This is a genomic window from Rahnella sp. PCH160, from assembly GCF_047784855.1.
Lineage (GTDB): Bacteria > Pseudomonadota > Gammaproteobacteria > Enterobacterales > Enterobacteriaceae > Rahnella.
In genome coordinates this window covers 2260117-2273288 of record NZ_JBLOGT010000001.1, presented here as the reverse complement: position 1 = coordinate 2273288, position 13172 = coordinate 2260117, and the positions used below count along the sequence as shown (strand labels likewise).

The 13172-nt window shown below is 54.6% G+C and carries 15 protein-coding genes and 1 pseudogene; 7 read left to right on the top strand and 9 right to left on the bottom strand.

Going from position 1 to position 13172, the window contains the following annotated elements; all coding sequences use genetic code 11:
• Positions 1-75: 75 nt before the first annotated feature.
• A complete protein-coding gene (locus ACM5QY_RS10665) occupies positions 76-639 on the bottom strand; it encodes a fimbrial protein (RefSeq protein ID WP_416120598.1) in 564 nt (187 codons plus the stop codon).
• A gap of 592 nt (positions 640-1231) precedes the next feature.
• On the opposite strand from ACM5QY_RS10665, the gene phoC reads away from it, so the two are divergent.
• Positions 1232-1972: an acid phosphatase PhoC gene (gene phoC, locus ACM5QY_RS10660; protein WP_416120597.1), complete on the top strand. Its 741-nt coding sequence runs from the start codon at positions 1232-1234 to the stop codon at positions 1970-1972.
• 98 nt (positions 1973-2070) lie between these two features.
• Here the strand turns inward: phoC and ACM5QY_RS10655 are convergent.
• Positions 2071-2415: pseudogene (locus ACM5QY_RS10655) on the bottom strand (MetQ/NlpA family ABC transporter substrate-binding protein); the annotation flags it as partial.
• Positions 2416-2465: 50 nt separating this feature from the next.
• On the opposite strand from ACM5QY_RS10655, the gene ACM5QY_RS10650 reads away from it, so the two are divergent.
• Both ACM5QY_RS10650 and yghU read left to right on the top strand, forming a co-directional pair.
• A complete protein-coding gene (locus tag ACM5QY_RS10650; protein WP_416120596.1) occupies positions 2466-2984 on the top strand; it encodes a GNAT family N-acetyltransferase in 519 nt (172 codons plus the stop codon).
• A 208-nt stretch (positions 2985-3192) separates the two neighbouring features.
• Positions 3193-4044 carry a glutathione-dependent disulfide-bond oxidoreductase gene (gene yghU / locus ACM5QY_RS10645; protein ID WP_416120595.1) on the top strand — a complete coding sequence of 284 codons (852 nt, stop codon included), beginning with the start codon at positions 3193-3195 and terminating at the stop codon, positions 4042-4044.
• A gap of 58 nt (positions 4045-4102) precedes the next feature.
• Here yghU and yghX read toward each other — a convergent pair whose 3' ends face one another.
• Entirely contained in the window at positions 4103-5008 is a 906-nt protein-coding gene (gene yghX / locus ACM5QY_RS10640) for a YghX family hydrolase (RefSeq protein WP_416122865.1), read from the bottom strand.
• A 154-nt stretch (positions 5009-5162) separates the two neighbouring features.
• On the opposite strand from yghX, the gene ACM5QY_RS10635 reads away from it, so the two are divergent.
• Positions 5163-5363 carry a DNA polymerase III subunit theta gene (locus tag ACM5QY_RS10635; protein ID WP_416120594.1) on the top strand — a complete coding sequence of 67 codons (201 nt, stop codon included), beginning with the start codon at positions 5163-5165 and terminating at the stop codon, positions 5361-5363.
• A 6-nt stretch (positions 5364-5369) separates the two neighbouring features.
• Here ACM5QY_RS10635 and ACM5QY_RS10630 read toward each other — a convergent pair whose 3' ends face one another.
• A complete protein-coding gene (locus ACM5QY_RS10630; RefSeq protein ID WP_416120593.1) occupies positions 5370-6251 on the bottom strand; it encodes a LysR substrate-binding domain-containing protein in 882 nt (293 codons plus the stop codon).
• A gap of 105 nt (positions 6252-6356) precedes the next feature.
• Here ACM5QY_RS10630 and ACM5QY_RS10625 point away from each other — a divergent pair, with 105 nt between their 5' ends.
• The 3 genes from ACM5QY_RS10625 to ACM5QY_RS10615 are packed head-to-tail and all read left to right on the top strand — an operon-like array spanning position 6357 to position 7663.
• A complete protein-coding gene (locus tag ACM5QY_RS10625) occupies positions 6357-6683 on the top strand; it encodes a carboxymuconolactone decarboxylase family protein (protein ID WP_416120592.1) in 327 nt (108 codons plus the stop codon).
• 15 nt (positions 6684-6698) lie between these two features.
• Positions 6699-7118 carry a tautomerase family protein gene (locus ACM5QY_RS10620; RefSeq protein ID WP_416120591.1) on the top strand — a complete coding sequence of 140 codons (420 nt, stop codon included), beginning with the start codon at positions 6699-6701 and terminating at the stop codon, positions 7116-7118.
• Positions 7115-7663 (top strand): DUF4865 family protein, encoded by a 549-nt coding sequence (locus ACM5QY_RS10615; RefSeq protein ID WP_416120590.1) that lies wholly within the window; start codon positions 7115-7117, stop codon positions 7661-7663. The genes ACM5QY_RS10620 and ACM5QY_RS10615 overlap by 4 nt, the downstream gene beginning before the upstream one ends.
• A gap of 62 nt (positions 7664-7725) precedes the next feature.
• Here the strand turns inward: ACM5QY_RS10615 and flhA are convergent, their stop codons facing one another.
• From flhA to hypB, 5 genes are all read right to left on the bottom strand, one after another.
• Positions 7726-9804, bottom strand: coding sequence for a formate hydrogenlyase transcriptional activator FlhA (gene flhA / locus ACM5QY_RS10610; RefSeq protein ID WP_416120589.1), 2079 nt, complete (start codon positions 9802-9804; stop codon positions 7726-7728).
• A 102-nt stretch (positions 9805-9906) separates the two neighbouring features.
• On the bottom strand, positions 9907-10929 hold the full coding sequence (hypE, locus tag ACM5QY_RS10605; protein WP_416120588.1) for a hydrogenase expression/formation protein HypE: 1023 nt from the start codon (positions 10927-10929) through the stop codon (positions 9907-9909).
• A complete protein-coding gene (hypD, locus tag ACM5QY_RS10600) occupies positions 10926-12080 on the bottom strand; it encodes a hydrogenase formation protein HypD (RefSeq protein ID WP_416120587.1) in 1155 nt (384 codons plus the stop codon). The genes hypE and hypD overlap by 4 nt, the downstream gene beginning before the upstream one ends.
• The gene (locus ACM5QY_RS10595) at positions 12067-12369 is read right to left on the bottom strand and encodes a HypC/HybG/HupF family hydrogenase formation chaperone (RefSeq protein ID WP_416120586.1); all 303 of its coding nucleotides are present in this window, start codon (positions 12367-12369) and stop codon (positions 12067-12069) included. Before ACM5QY_RS10595 ends, hypD begins: the two co-directional genes overlap by 14 nt.
• Positions 12360-13151: a hydrogenase nickel incorporation protein HypB gene (gene hypB, locus ACM5QY_RS10590; RefSeq protein WP_416120585.1), complete on the bottom strand. Its 792-nt coding sequence runs from the start codon at positions 13149-13151 to the stop codon at positions 12360-12362. Before hypB ends, ACM5QY_RS10595 begins: the two co-directional genes overlap by 10 nt.
• Positions 13152-13172: the final 21 nt, after the last annotated feature.

The following is a 13172-nucleotide window of genomic DNA, read 5'->3' as shown; positions in this document are numbered from 1 at the left end:
GTAATCAGTTAAAAGACAACAGTGCTGTTTTTAACAGCACTGTTGTTTAGCTAATTAAAGTAACCAGAAAACTAATTACTCGTATGCCACGGTAAAGTCAGCATGGCCATTCGCCAGACCTGGGGTAACAGCATCAGCAATAGAAACATATTGAGCTGCATATTCCAGATGCATTTCTGGCTGGGTAATATCTACAGCGGTACCAAATTTATCCAATACAACTGGAGTAGTGCTGTTACCCTCAACAATTCTGATACCTACGCCAGTCGCTACAGGCTGACCGGAAGTATCCTGACCTGCACTGGTAGCCAAAGATGTTTTACCAACATCAGCACCCAAACCACCAAAGGATACGGTCGCTTTATATGGGGCAGCTAAAACTGTACAGTTGCTCAGAACGATAGTGAATTGCTTAGGACTTCCGCCGATATCCCCTTTTTTAGCGAAGTCAGCAGCAGGCACATTGCCTAAATCCACTTTCAGATTCTGATTGGCTGCAGTAATTGAACATGGGGTATTCACGATAGTACCGTTGAAATCAACGGTACCGGTGCTCACACCAAAATCTGCTGCCATGCTGACAGAAGAGAAAGCGAGAGTAGCGAAACCTAAACAAACTAAACTTTTCTTGAAAGACATATGTATATTTCCTTATAACACAGACTATGATTTACGTTGGGAATTAAGATAACTCAGTCACATTACCCATGAAAGAGTCAACGCTCATTGTTTATTAAAAACGGATGTGCAATTAAAAAGCAATACGGATATTCCGTGGAAATGACTATACCCCACGGGTTGGTTGTTTAAAAGAAGCTGTTAATTCAGTAAATATCCATTCACTTTCTAAAACAACAAGATACCTATTAATTATAAAAGCTTATTAATTAACTTATGAAATACAACCATTATCTTATCGTGTAATTTAACAATAATGTTTAATAATTTTAACGATACCTTACCTCTATTTTATTTCATCTTGAAAAGGCTTTTATTTAAGAGTTAAGCAATGGCGCGGGATGTTCCTGTAATCACAAGATCTAACCCCATGATTTAGGTGTATGTTTTTCAGGTACTTCCTCTTTCTTAACCCAACACCTAAACCCACAAATTCCCAATTTTGAGATCTCGCGCATTTTTTTTGGTGGGGAATTTGGTTTACTTACACATGTTAACAAATGTTACGAAAATGAGTCCGTAATGAAAATCAGCGGTCCGTAAGGAAACCTTCATGAAAATTGTTGCTACTTTTTGTCTCGCGGGACTTTTCTCTGTCAATGCCTTTGCCCTCACCGGCAACGATGCGACCACCAAACCAGACTTGTACTATCTGAAAAACGATCAGGCAATCAACAGCCTGGCGCTGCTTCCGCCGCCGCCGGCTGTGGGCAGTATTGCGTTTCTCAACGATCAGGCGATGTACGAACAAGGGCGGCTTTTGCGCTCGACTGAACGCGGTAAGCAGGCGGCTGAAGATGCCAACCTGAGCGCGGGCGGCGTCGCAAATGCGTTCTCCACAGCATTTGGTTCACCGATCACGGCGAAAGAGTCGCCGGAGCTGCATAAGCTGCTGACCAACATGATTGAAGATGCGGGCGATCTCGCGACCCGCTCAGCAAAAGAGAAGTACATGCGAATTCGTCCGTTTGCGTTCTACGGCGTTCCGACGTGCAACACGACCGAGCAGGATAAACTGTCTAAGAATGGATCTTATCCGTCGGGTCACACCTCCATCGGCTGGGCGACGGCGCTGGTGTTGACGGAAATTAACCCGCAGCGCCAGGATCAAATCCTTCAGCGCGGTTTCGATTTAGGCCAGAGCCGCGTGATTTGCGGATATCACTGGCAAAGCGATGTCGATGCGGCGCGTATTGTCGGCTCGGCGGTTGTCGCAACATTGCACACCAACACCGCTTTCCAGCAGCAATTGCAGAAAGCCAAAGACGAGTTTGCGAAACAGCATAAGTCGTAAAGCTGTCAGGACGTAAAAAGAAAAAAGCTTTTGCCTGACGACGTGCTGTCAGGCAAACGCGTCAATTCTGATTTATCCTTTCTATTAATAGAAAACAATCACCAACCAAGAACCGCACCACCGTTGAAGATTTTCTCGGCGGCTTTTGGCACTTCCGGCGACGGATAGAATTTAAGAAACTCTTTCACGTTTTCCGCTTCTTTATTGTCTTCGCGCGTCACCAACAGGTTCATGTAAGGCAAGTTTTTGTCTTCGATAAACACGCTTTCATGGACCGGCGATAACCCGGTTTTCTGAATGTAAGTGGTGCTGATGATCGCCACATCGACTTTCGGATCATCGAGCACACACGGTAACTGCGCGCCTTCCAGCTCCATAATGTTCAGATGATGCGGGTTCTCAACGATATCCGGTGCCGTCGGCAACACTCCACTGCCCGATTCTTTCTGAAACGTGTAGGCTGGATGAAAATGACTGACGAGAACCCGGAAGAATGGAAATTATTGAAGCGGATGAACAGCACGTTGCCGAAATGCAGAAAATTTATGCGTACCACGTTAAGCACGGCACCGCGTCCTTTGAAACAGAGCCGCCTTCTGTAGCTGAAATGGCCGCGCGTCTGAAGAAAATCAAAGACGCCGGTTTGCTCTGGCTGGTGGTTTTGCATGAAGGGGAAGTGAAAGGCTATTGCTACCTCGGGCGATATCGCGAGCGTTACGCCTACCGGCATACGCTGGAGGATTCTATTTATATCGCCCCCGGTTTTCAGAAACGCGGTGCGGGAAAAGCCTTACTGCGCCGGGCGGTGGACTGGGCAGAAATGCAGGGCTTTCGCCAGCTGATTGGTAACGTCGGCGACAGCCAGAATCAGGCGTCCATTCAGCTGCATCTTGCAGCCGGTTTTAGCGTCACCGGCACCCTGAAATCTGTCGGTTTTAAACACGGCCGCTGGCTGGATACCGTGTTTATGCAGCGCCCGTTAGGCGACGGCGACCAGACGCCGCCGGAATAACGCCGTTTACAGCCCCGCCGCTTCACCGGGCGCGGCGACAGGCGCCTCTTAAAGCCAGTTTGCGTGGCAACCCAAGGTTTTGGTTTTGACCTGAAGCCAAAGGCCAATGCCCGGCATCCCCGCAGGGCACATTCTCAGCGTCACGCCCGAGTTTCTCCTGCTAGACTTTTCAGTCTTAAACACCCTTAATTGCAGACGGAGCATCCTCATGTCAGAACAATACCAACCGCCTAAAGTCTGGACCTGGAATAAAGACGAAACCAGCAAATTCTCAAACATCAACCGCCCGGTTGCAGGCCCGACTCACGAGAAAACGCTGCCGGTCGGTAAACACCCGTTACAGTTATATTCTCTGGGCACGCCGAACGGTCAGAAAGTGACGATCCTTCTCGAAGAATTGCTGGCGCTGGGCGAAAGCGGTGCAGAATATGACGCGCATCTGATCCGCATTAACGAAGGCGATCAGTTCTCCAGCGGCTTTGTCGATGTGAACCCGAATTCGAAGATCCCGGCACTGCTGGACAACTCGGCCAAACCGCCCATCCGCGTGTTTGAATCGGGCAATATCCTGCTGTATCTGGCGGAGAAATTCGGTCAATTCCTGCCGGAAGATCTCGCGGGGCGCACGGAAACCCTGAACTGGCTGTTCTGGCTGCAGGGCTCCGCACCGTATCTGGGCGGCGGTTTCGGGCATTTCTATAATTACGCGCCGGTCAAAATCGAATACGCCATCAACCGTTTCACGATGGAAGCCAAGCGCCAGCTCGACGTGCTGGACAGGCAACTGGCCGATCACCGCTTTATTGCCGGTGAAGAATACACGATTGCCGATATCGCCATTTTCACCTGGTACGGCAGCCTCGCGCAGGGCGGTCTGTACGATTCCGCCGAGTTCCTGGATATCCAGTCCTACAAAAACTTCCAGCGTTGGGCGGCGGAAGTGGCAGATCGTCCGGCGGTCAAACGCGGCCGTATCGTCAACCGCACCTGGGGCGAGCCGGATCAGCAACTGGCAGAACGCCATGACGCGTCCGATTTCGATGACAAACTGAAATCCTGATCCATACCGGATTGAGTCAGAATGCAAAAAGGGCAGGGTTCGATCCTGCCCTTTTCATTTATGCCGTTTCCGTCTGCGGGTCGAGATACTTTTTAAACCAGGCGATGGTGCGCTCCCACGCCAGGTCGGCTGCCGCTTTGTCATAGCGCGGCGTCGAATCGTTGTGGAATCCGTGATTTACGCCGGGATAAACATACCCTTCATACACTTTATGGTTCGCGTTGAGTGCTTCCTCATAAGCTGGCCAGCCGTCGGTAATCGGCTTATCCAGTTCAGCGTAATGCAACAATAACGGCGCTTTGATGCGCGGCACATCTTCGGCTTTAGGCTGACGTCCGTAAAAGGGTACCGCCGCCGCCAGTTCCGGGTAGGCCACTGCGGCCGCATTCGCCACACCACCGCCATAACAAAAACCGGTAATACCCACTTTTCCGGTGCCCGTTTCGTGGTGCATGAGAAATTCCACGGCGGCAAAAAAGTCATTCATCAGTTTGGTGGGATCCACTTTTTGCTGTAGCTCGCGCCCTTTCTCATCGTTCCCCGGATAACCGCCGACAGAACTCAGGCCGTCCGGTGCAAGCGCCACAAATCCGGCTTTCGCCACGCGGCGCGCCACGTCTTCGATATACGGATTAAGGCCACGATTCTCATGCACCACCACCACGCCCGGCACTTTTCCGGCGGCTTTGGCCGGGCGCACCAGATAGGCTTTTACGCTGCCATGCCCCTGCGGCGACGGGTACTGGATGTATTGCGCCACAATATCCGGATCGGTGAATTGCACCTGTTCGGCGTAGGCATAGTTGGGTGTCATCAGCGTGGACAGTGCCGCCAGCGACAGGCCGCCCGCCACAAATTTTGCCGAGAGATCGAGAAACTCACGTTTGGTCATTTTGCCGTGAACATAAAAATCAAAGTACTCGAGCAGTTCAGGCGGAAAATCTTTGGCTGTCATTCGCGTCATCATCAGGCTCCGTTCCGGGAAATTGAAGACTAAATAATGGTCTGCTTTTGACGATTTTGTAAACTGATTGTGAAATTGGATTTCAATCTGCCGCCGCACCACCGCTTTTTGGCGGCGGACAGTGCTAAACTGCGTGCAGTCTAAAGGAGACGCTATGAACAACAATCTCGCAGGTCTTACCCACGAAGAAATGGAAAAAGTGAGTGCCGGGCTTGCAGCCGGAACCGTCGCCGTGCGCGAGCGCAATAACCTTCCCGTCAACGCACAAGAAGTTGAGATGGAACAGCCGGAACATCTGCGCGCTTACTTTCGCGAGCGGCTGGAACACTACCGCAGCCAGCCCGCTAAAAAGTAAACCCCGTTACTGTCCGGTGGCGAAAAAGCCGGTGATGGCCTCGGTCAGATACGTCGCCGGTTCGCCCGGCTGCATCTGGCTCTGATGAAGAGTGATGCCGATTTCACCCGGCGCGGGTAAATCCTCCAGAACCTTCAGGGTTGCCGGTCTGCCAAAGTCCGTCCGTAAAGTAATCCCCAAACCGGCGGACAGCGCCGCCCAAATCCCGCCCAGGCTGCGGCTGGTAAACGCAATCCGCCAAGGGATCCCTGCTTTATCCAGCGCCGCCGTCGCCGCACTTCGCATCAGGCACGGCGCTTCAAACACCAGCAAAGGCAGCGGTTCGCCGGTTTCCAGATAATGCGCCAGCGAGAAATTCTGCGGGCCAATCCAGCGCAGCGGAATGCGGCCCAGCGCCCGGCTGGTCGGGAAAAGCGGGACGTCATCCGCCTGCCAGCACACCGCCAGATCGAATTCGTTATGCCGGATCCCGTCGAGCAATTGCTGATTGCGCGTGATGCTGGCAGAAAGCTGCACCTGCGGATGTGCGCGGGTAAACGTACCGAGAATGGCCGGTAAAAGTGCCTCGCCAAAATCTTCCTGCATACCGAGATTAATGCTGCCGCTCAGCGTGCTGGCCGATAATGCCGCGCTGGCTTCGTCGTTGAGGCTTAAAATCCGCCGCGCATAACTGAGCATCACCTCGCCCTGCGCGGTCAGAATCAGATGCCTTCCCGCCTTTTGCACCAGCTCCGTGCCCGCCTGCTGCTCCAGCTTTTTCAGTTGCGCGCTGACCGCCGACGTCGAACGCCCTAAGCGGTCAGCCGCCAGCACAAAGCTCCCGAGCTCTATGCCGGAGACAAAACTGCGCAGCGCCTCTGCATCAAAAGTTACCGGTCGTTTAGCCACGTTTAACAATCCCGTTTTTATGGATTAATACTGCTGATATTTTCGATATTAAGGACAATCATAACGCCTTATGCTCCTTTTCACACCCGCTAAAAGGAGCCTGAAATGAGCACCACGACACCATCCCCGATGCTGCCGCCTGAAACCATGACGCGCCTGACGCCAAAACTCGCACAGGTGACTGAGCAGGTTTTGTTTGGTGACCTCTGGCAACGAAGCGAGCTGCCTGCGCGCGACCGCAGCCTGATTACCGTCGCCACGCTGATTGCACTGAACCGCACCGAACAGTTGCCTTTTCATCTGGAGCTGGCGGTTAACAATGGCGTCACGCACAGCGAACTGAGCGAAGTGATCACCCATCTGGCGTTTTATGCCGGATGGCCCGCCGCCGCTTCCGCGCTGACCCGTTTCGCAGCGCTCGACCCGCAATAACAGAGGAAAATCATCATGCCGTTTACCCGAATTTCAATACCGGAACACCGCCTCGAAGGCTGGCAAAACGCGATTTCCACTGTCTTGCAGGACGCTCTGGTCACGACGTTTTCCGTTCCCAAAGACGACTGTTTCCAGCTGTTTGAACCGGCAAGTCGCGGCCTGCGGGTGATCAACCCGACGTATCTGGCAGGCCCGGACAGCCGCCGTTCTGACGATTTTCTGCTGTTCCACATCACGGCGGGGAAACCCCGAAATACCGCACAGAAAAGCGCGCTGTATCATTATCTGAATGAAAGATTGCACACGGAAATCGGCATCAATCCGGCGGATATCATGGTTGTGGTGAATTTCACCCAGCCGGAAGACTGGTCATTCAGCCACGGTGACGTCTTTCACGTTGCCGGCATCAGCCGCTCAGAAGAGGAAAAATGATGATTGCGATGCAATACAGTTTCACGCTGCCTGCGGATTACGACATGGGGATTATTGAACGGCGGATTGCCGAGAACGGGCATTTGCTGGACGGCTTTCCGGGGCTGATTTTCAAAACCTATCTGTACGCACGACGGGACGATACCGCGACGGGCAGCGCGGAAAACCTCTACGCTCCGTTTTATCTGTGGCAGGACGCAGAAAGTATGCACCGTTTTCTGCTCAGCGCCGGTTTTCAGGGCGTGGCAAAAGCGTTCGGATGGCCGCAGGTCAGGGTTTATCCGGTGCTTTCCGCCCGCATCAGTGAGGATGTGACGGGCGTGGTTTTTGCCCGTCGCGAGATGACGGATATCCCACCGTATAGCGATCTCACGCCACTGAGTTCCGGAGAAGCCAGCAACGGTGCGCTTATAGACGTGACCGCGTGGGACACCACAAACTGGAAGAAGATACGTTTTACGGCGGGAAAAAATGTGCAGACAGGAACCGGTCAGCATTACCGTATCGGGCATATTTCATTGCCCGGTGGAACAGCGGCTGGCTGACGGAAATACAACTCCCCTTCCGGCAGAACAATGCGCCGGTAGGGGATTTTCAGAGAGAGACCTCAATGCGCCGCGATGCCCAGTTTTTTCATCCTCGAAAGCAATGTGGTGCGTTTTAAACCCAGACGCTGCGCGGCACCGCGAGGCCCGGCGACCACCCCGTTGGTTTCTTTTAATACCGTGATAATACGCTCGCGCTCGTCGTCTTCGCTCAGGTGAGGCGCAGGTTCAGAGAATACCGGTGGCGCAACCGGCGTCATTGGCAGCGGATAATTCAGCTCGGGAAGTTGCAGATCCAGCACCGTGCCGCGGGTCAGAAGTACGGCGCGTTCAATCACATTTTCCAGCTCACGGACATTGCCCGGCCACGGCATGCGGCTGAGCAAGCGCAGCGTCTCCGCCGGAATGCTGTCGATGGTACGCTTCATCCGTTTGGCGATTTTGTAGGTCAGAAATTTCACCAGTTGCGGAATATCTTCCGGGCGTTCACGCAGCGGCGGGATGACGATCGGGAACACATTGAGCCGGTAATACAGGTCACTGCGAAATTCTTTGTCGGCCACCATTTGCTGCAGATCGCGGTTGGTGGCGGCGATCATGCGCACATTCACCGAGATCAGTTTGTTGCCGCCCACCCTTTCAAATTCCCGTTCCTGCAAAATACGCAGCAATTTAGGTTGCAGCTCCAGCGGGATTTCCCCGACTTCATCGAGGAACAGCGTGCCCTTATCAGCCAGCTCAAAACGGCCCATACGCTGGGCGGTTGCGCCTGTAAACGAGCCTTTTTCATGACCAAACAGGTCGCTTTCCAGCAGCCCGGCAGGCATCGCCGCGCAGTTCATTTTGACCATCCGCTGGTCGCGGCGATCGCCGAGGTTATGAATCGCCCGGGCGATCAGTTCTTTGCCGGTGCCGGTTTCCCCGAGGATCAGCACAGAGCAGTCACTTTTCGCCACGATCTCGACCTGTTTGAGCACCGCAGACATACCGGCGCTGCGCCCGACAATGTCGCTGAAATCCGGGGTATTGCTGTTAATTTGCTCGGTCAGATACAGGTTTTCGTGTTGCAGTTTTTCCTTCAGGCTTTTGATTTCCTGATACGCCAGTGCGTTGTCCACCGCAATGGCAATACGCTCGGCGATTTGCTGCAAAACCCGCAGGTTGGCGGAATTGAAATTATCCGGCTGACACTGCGCCAGTTTGAGGACGCCCAGCGTTTTCTGGCCAAAACGCAGCGGCAGCATGCACAGCGTTTTGGTCTGGTCGCGCCACAGCAGCTGGAACAGCGTGCTCTCGTCGTCTTCCGGTTCTTCCGAAGGTCGCACGTTGGTCAGCAACATTTCGCCGTTTTTCATCACCTGCTGTTCCAGCGAGCCCGCCAGCGTCATGCGCGATTGTTCGCGTTCAGCGACATGCGTCTGCACATAATGCGTGGCGTAGACGCTGGCCTGTTCACTGTCTTTGTCGGCATCGCACAGCACAATGCTGATGGCGTTGATGTGGAAAAAATGATGAATGGTTTTGGCGATCTCGCCGGTCAGTTCGTCGAGATCAAGCTTGGAAAGTACGGCATTGGTGATGTCCACCAGAATGCGGAAATCATCGCGTTCGTGGCGCAACAGCGATTGCTGAAACAGCGCATTTTCGCGAAGCTGAATCTGCTCGACCGCAATTGCCGCCAGCATGCAGAGTTCATGCAACCCGCTTTTATCTTCCTCGCTGAACGGCGCAGCGCGCTGACGGGTAAACTCGCAGCCTCCGAGCAGGCCGGTAGATGCCAGCAACGGCACCAGGCAGTAGTCGGTAAACGCCGGATACAGGTTGAGCACGGCCAGTTGCGGGTAGCGCAAATGCAGCGCCTCGCTGCGCCAGACCTGCGTTTTCGGGTTGCTGAGCAGCGCATGTACCGGTCCGGTGGCGAGCAAGGTTTCGTCTTCATAACTCACTGGCTGATGATGCGGATCGATGCCATAAAAACTGACGCGTTCACTATTGCTGTCAAACAACACCAGCGTCACCGATTCTGCAATACCGACACTCTGCACCACCTGGGTCAGGGTTTCCAGCAGCGAGTTCATGGTCTGTTGCAGCAACAGTGTGCGCGTCAGTTCCAGCAATCCTTTGTGTTTTGTCGTGCTCATGGTTGCACTCTGCATAGCGTGGGCTCTGGATAACGTAGTTTCTGAAAAAAGGGCGATAGGGAAAAGTCTACCCCTTTCGTGGCACTCATCCCCCTGACGAGATCAACAAATGCGGGGTAAAGGTTCGGTATGTGGCAGCATGACCTGGCGGGAAACGCCGAGCGCGCCGCGCAGACAGACCTGAGGATTTTCGGTAACCTCGCCGATCGTCGCGGCATCGGCTCCCAGCGGATGGTTGCGCAATAGTTTCAGTACCGTTTCTTCCGCCTGTGCAGAAACCACCACCACCAGTTTGCCTTCATTGGCAAAATTCAGCGGTTCCAGCCCCAGCAGTTCGCAAATTCCCCGTACGGCAGGTTTGACCGGCAGGGCATTCTCATCAATACAAATGCCGAAACCGCTGGCCTCGCTGAATTCATGCAAAATCGCGTTAACGCCGCCGCGTGTCGCATCGCGCAGGGCGTGAACGCCGGAAACCACATGCAGTGGCGTCACCATCGGAGCCAGCACCGCGCAGTCGCTCCCGATTCCGAGATCCATCCCCAGTTGCTCGCGAAGATTCAGAATGGTGGCGCCGTGATCGCCCAGCGTACCGCTGACGATCACTTTGTCTCCGCACTGAATCTGCCCCGCGCCCCATGCCACACCGCCGGGGATCACGCCGATCCCGGCTGTGTTAATGAAAATCTTGTCGGCTGCACCGCGCTGCACGACTTTGGTGTCACCGGTGACAATGGCGATCCCCGCATCGCGTGCGGTTTGTGCCATCAGGCTGACTATTTTCTGCAAATCGTCCATCGGCAACCCTTCTTCCAGAATGAATCCGCAGGAAAGATACGCCGGTGTTGCACCGCTGACGGACAGGTCGTTTGCCGTGCCGCACACGGCCAGTTTGCCGATATTTCCGCCGGGAAAGAAAATCGGATCAATGACATAACTGTCAGTGGTGAATGCCAGACGGTCGCCCTGCTGGCTCAGCGCGGCCAGCGATAAACGTGCGCCGTCTTCGCGCTCGTTGAGCCACGGGTTATCAAACGCGCGGAGAAACATCCGTTCAATCATTTGCTGCATCGCGCGGCCACCGCTGCCGTGCGCCATCGTCACTACGTCATTGCGACCACTCATCCTGCCACCTTCTGTTTCATCTCTTGCTGCTCTGATTCATTTTCCTGATACCGGTACTGATACCAGGCGGCGCAGGCCCCTTCGGAGGAGACCATCAGTGCGCCAAACGCGTTATGCGGCGTGCAGCCGGTGCCAAACAACGGGCATTCATGCGGCTTGCAGCGCCCCGTCAGGACTTCGCCGCAGCGCGAACGCGGATCATCGGCCACCGATTGCGCCTGCGGGCTGAAACGGCGTTCGGCGTCAAATGCCGAATAAGTTTGCGTCAGGGAAATCCCCGACGCCTCGATAAGCCCCAGCCCGCGCCATTCGCTGCTGCCGGAAAGCTGAAAGACTTCGCGGATAGCGCTTTGTGCCAGCACATTACCCTCTTCCGGTACGATGCGTCGGTATTGGTTTTCCGTTTTACACGATGCCTCGCAAACTTGTTCCACCAGCATGATTACGCTTTGCAGCATATCCAGCGGTTCGAACCCGCTGACCACCAGGGGTTTGCCAAATTGCGTATTAATAAAATGATACGGCGCGGTGCCGATCACCATGCTGACGTGGCCCGGCGCGAGAAAAGCGTCGATGCGGACATCGTCTTGTTGCAGCAAACTGCGCAAGGTGGGGATCAGGCTGATATGCTGGCAAAAGACGCTGAAATTGGTCAGCCCTTCGCGCCGTGCCTGTTGCAGCGTGACCGCCGTCACCGGCAGCGTGGTTTCAAAACCGAGTGCGAAAAACACCACCTGCCGCTGCGGGTTTTCCCGCGCCAGTTTCAGTGCGTCGAGCGGCGAATAGACCACCCGCACGTCCGCGCCGCGTTCGCGCGCATTCAGCAGTGATCCTTGTTTCCCCGGCACCCGCAGCGCATCGCCAAAGGTGCAAAAAATCACGTCCGGGTGAGCAGCAATTTCACAACACGCGTCAATCCGCCCCATCGGCAACACGCACACCGGGCAGCCGGGCCCGTGGATAAATTCCAGCTGCGGCGGCAGGAGCTTATCCAGACCAAATTTGAAAATAGCATGCGTATGTCCGCCGCAGACTTCCATAATCTGCATCGGTTTTTCAGCGGTATAAGGCAGTTGTGCGGCCCGTTTATGCAGGCGTTCAATCAGCGTTTTCGCCAGTTTCGGGTCACGAAATTCATCAACAAAACGCATTATCTGGCCTCCCCGCGCCGAGAAACAGTGCGACGTCGGCTTCCACCTCTTCCATGGCGTGCAGCGCCGCCAGCGTTTCCTGCGCTTCGTGCTCGTCGAGTCTGCTCAGCGCAAAACCGACATGAATTAACACCCAGCCGCCGATAAGCTGTTCGCGTTCGCCATCGCTCTTGCAGTCACAGACCAGCGCGATATTCACTTCTCGCCGCAGGCCGCAAACTTCCGCCCAGGCGTGATCGGGCTGTTGCTCATGCAGCGCAACAATTTGCCCCGGAATGCCTATGCACATCGCTGCTCCTCCAGCCACGCCAGCCACGCGTCCATGCCTTCGCCGGTGGTGGCTGAAAGGCGGATCACTTCAATCTCCGGGTTCACCTGCCGCGCGTTGGCGATGCAGGTTTCGACATCAAAACTGACGTACGGCAGCAGGTCGATTTTATTGAGGATCATCAGGCGCGAGGCCGCAAACATATGCGGATACTTCAGCGGTTTGTCTTCGCCTTCGGTGACGGAAAGCACCGCAACTTTGTGCCGTTCGCCGAGATCAAAACTCGCCGGGCACACCAGATTGCCGACGTTTTCGATAAACAGCAGGCTGTTATTGTTCGGCGACAACTGATGTACCGCGTCATGCACCATTTGCGCATCGAGATGGCAACCTTTGCCGGTATTCACCTGAATCGCCGGTACGCCGGTCGCGCGGATACGATCCGCATCATTGGTGGTTTGCTGATCGCCTTCCACCACCGCGCAGTCGAAATACGGCGCAAGACGGGTCAGGGTGCTGGTCAGCAGCGTCGTTTTGCCGGAACCGGGGCTGGACACCAGATTCAGCGCCAGAATGGACGCCTGCGCAAAATGTTCACGGTTATGCGCGGCAATATGATTGTTCTTGGCCAGCACATCCATTTCGATATCCACCAGGCGGCGCGGCGCAAAGGGCAAACCGTGCGAATGGCGCTGTTCGTGGTCATGCGAATGATCGTGATGGGAATGGTCGTGGTGAGAATGTTCGCTGCTGACGCCTTCAATCCGAAGCTCGCCGCTGGCACAACCGCAGGTACTGCACATAGTTTTCTCCCCGGGTTTACG

Bases quoted from the DNA above. Each gene is read 5' to 3' on its own strand.
- ACM5QY_RS10665 (WP_416120598.1), bottom strand. From the start codon at position 639: ATGTCTTTCAAGAAAAGTTTAGTTTGTTTAGGTTTCGCTACTCTCGCT.
- phoC (WP_416120597.1), top strand. From the start codon at position 1,232: ATGAAAATTGTTGCTACTTTTTGTCTCGCGGGACTTTTCTCTGTCAAT.
- ACM5QY_RS10650 (WP_416120596.1), top strand. From the start codon at position 2,466: ATGGAAATTATTGAAGCGGATGAACAGCACGTTGCCGAAATGCAGAAA.
- yghU (WP_416120595.1), top strand. From the start codon at position 3,193: ATGTCAGAACAATACCAACCGCCTAAAGTCTGGACCTGGAATAAAGAC.
- yghX (WP_416122865.1), bottom strand. From the start codon at position 5,008: ATGACGCGAATGACAGCCAAAGATTTTCCGCCTGAACTGCTCGAGTAC.
- ACM5QY_RS10635 (WP_416120594.1), top strand. From the start codon at position 5,163: ATGAACAACAATCTCGCAGGTCTTACCCACGAAGAAATGGAAAAAGTG.
- ACM5QY_RS10625 (WP_416120592.1), top strand. From the start codon at position 6,357: ATGAGCACCACGACACCATCCCCGATGCTGCCGCCTGAAACCATGACG.
- ACM5QY_RS10620 (WP_416120591.1), top strand. From the start codon at position 6,699: ATGCCGTTTACCCGAATTTCAATACCGGAACACCGCCTCGAAGGCTGG.
- ACM5QY_RS10615 (WP_416120590.1), top strand. From the start codon at position 7,115: ATGATGATTGCGATGCAATACAGTTTCACGCTGCCTGCGGATTACGAC.
- flhA (WP_416120589.1), bottom strand. From the start codon at position 9,804: ATGAGCACGACAAAACACAAAGGATTGCTGGAACTGACGCGCACACTG.
- hypE (WP_416120588.1), bottom strand. From the start codon at position 10,929: ATGAGTGGTCGCAATGACGTAGTGACGATGGCGCACGGCAGCGGTGGC.
- hypD (WP_416120587.1), bottom strand. From the start codon at position 12,080: ATGCGTTTTGTTGATGAATTTCGTGACCCGAAACTGGCGAAAACGCTG.
- ACM5QY_RS10595 (WP_416120586.1), bottom strand. From the start codon at position 12,369: ATGTGCATAGGCATTCCGGGGCAAATTGTTGCGCTGCATGAGCAACAG.
- hypB (WP_416120585.1), bottom strand. From the start codon at position 13,151: ATGTGCAGTACCTGCGGTTGTGCCAGCGGCGAGCTTCGGATTGAAGGC.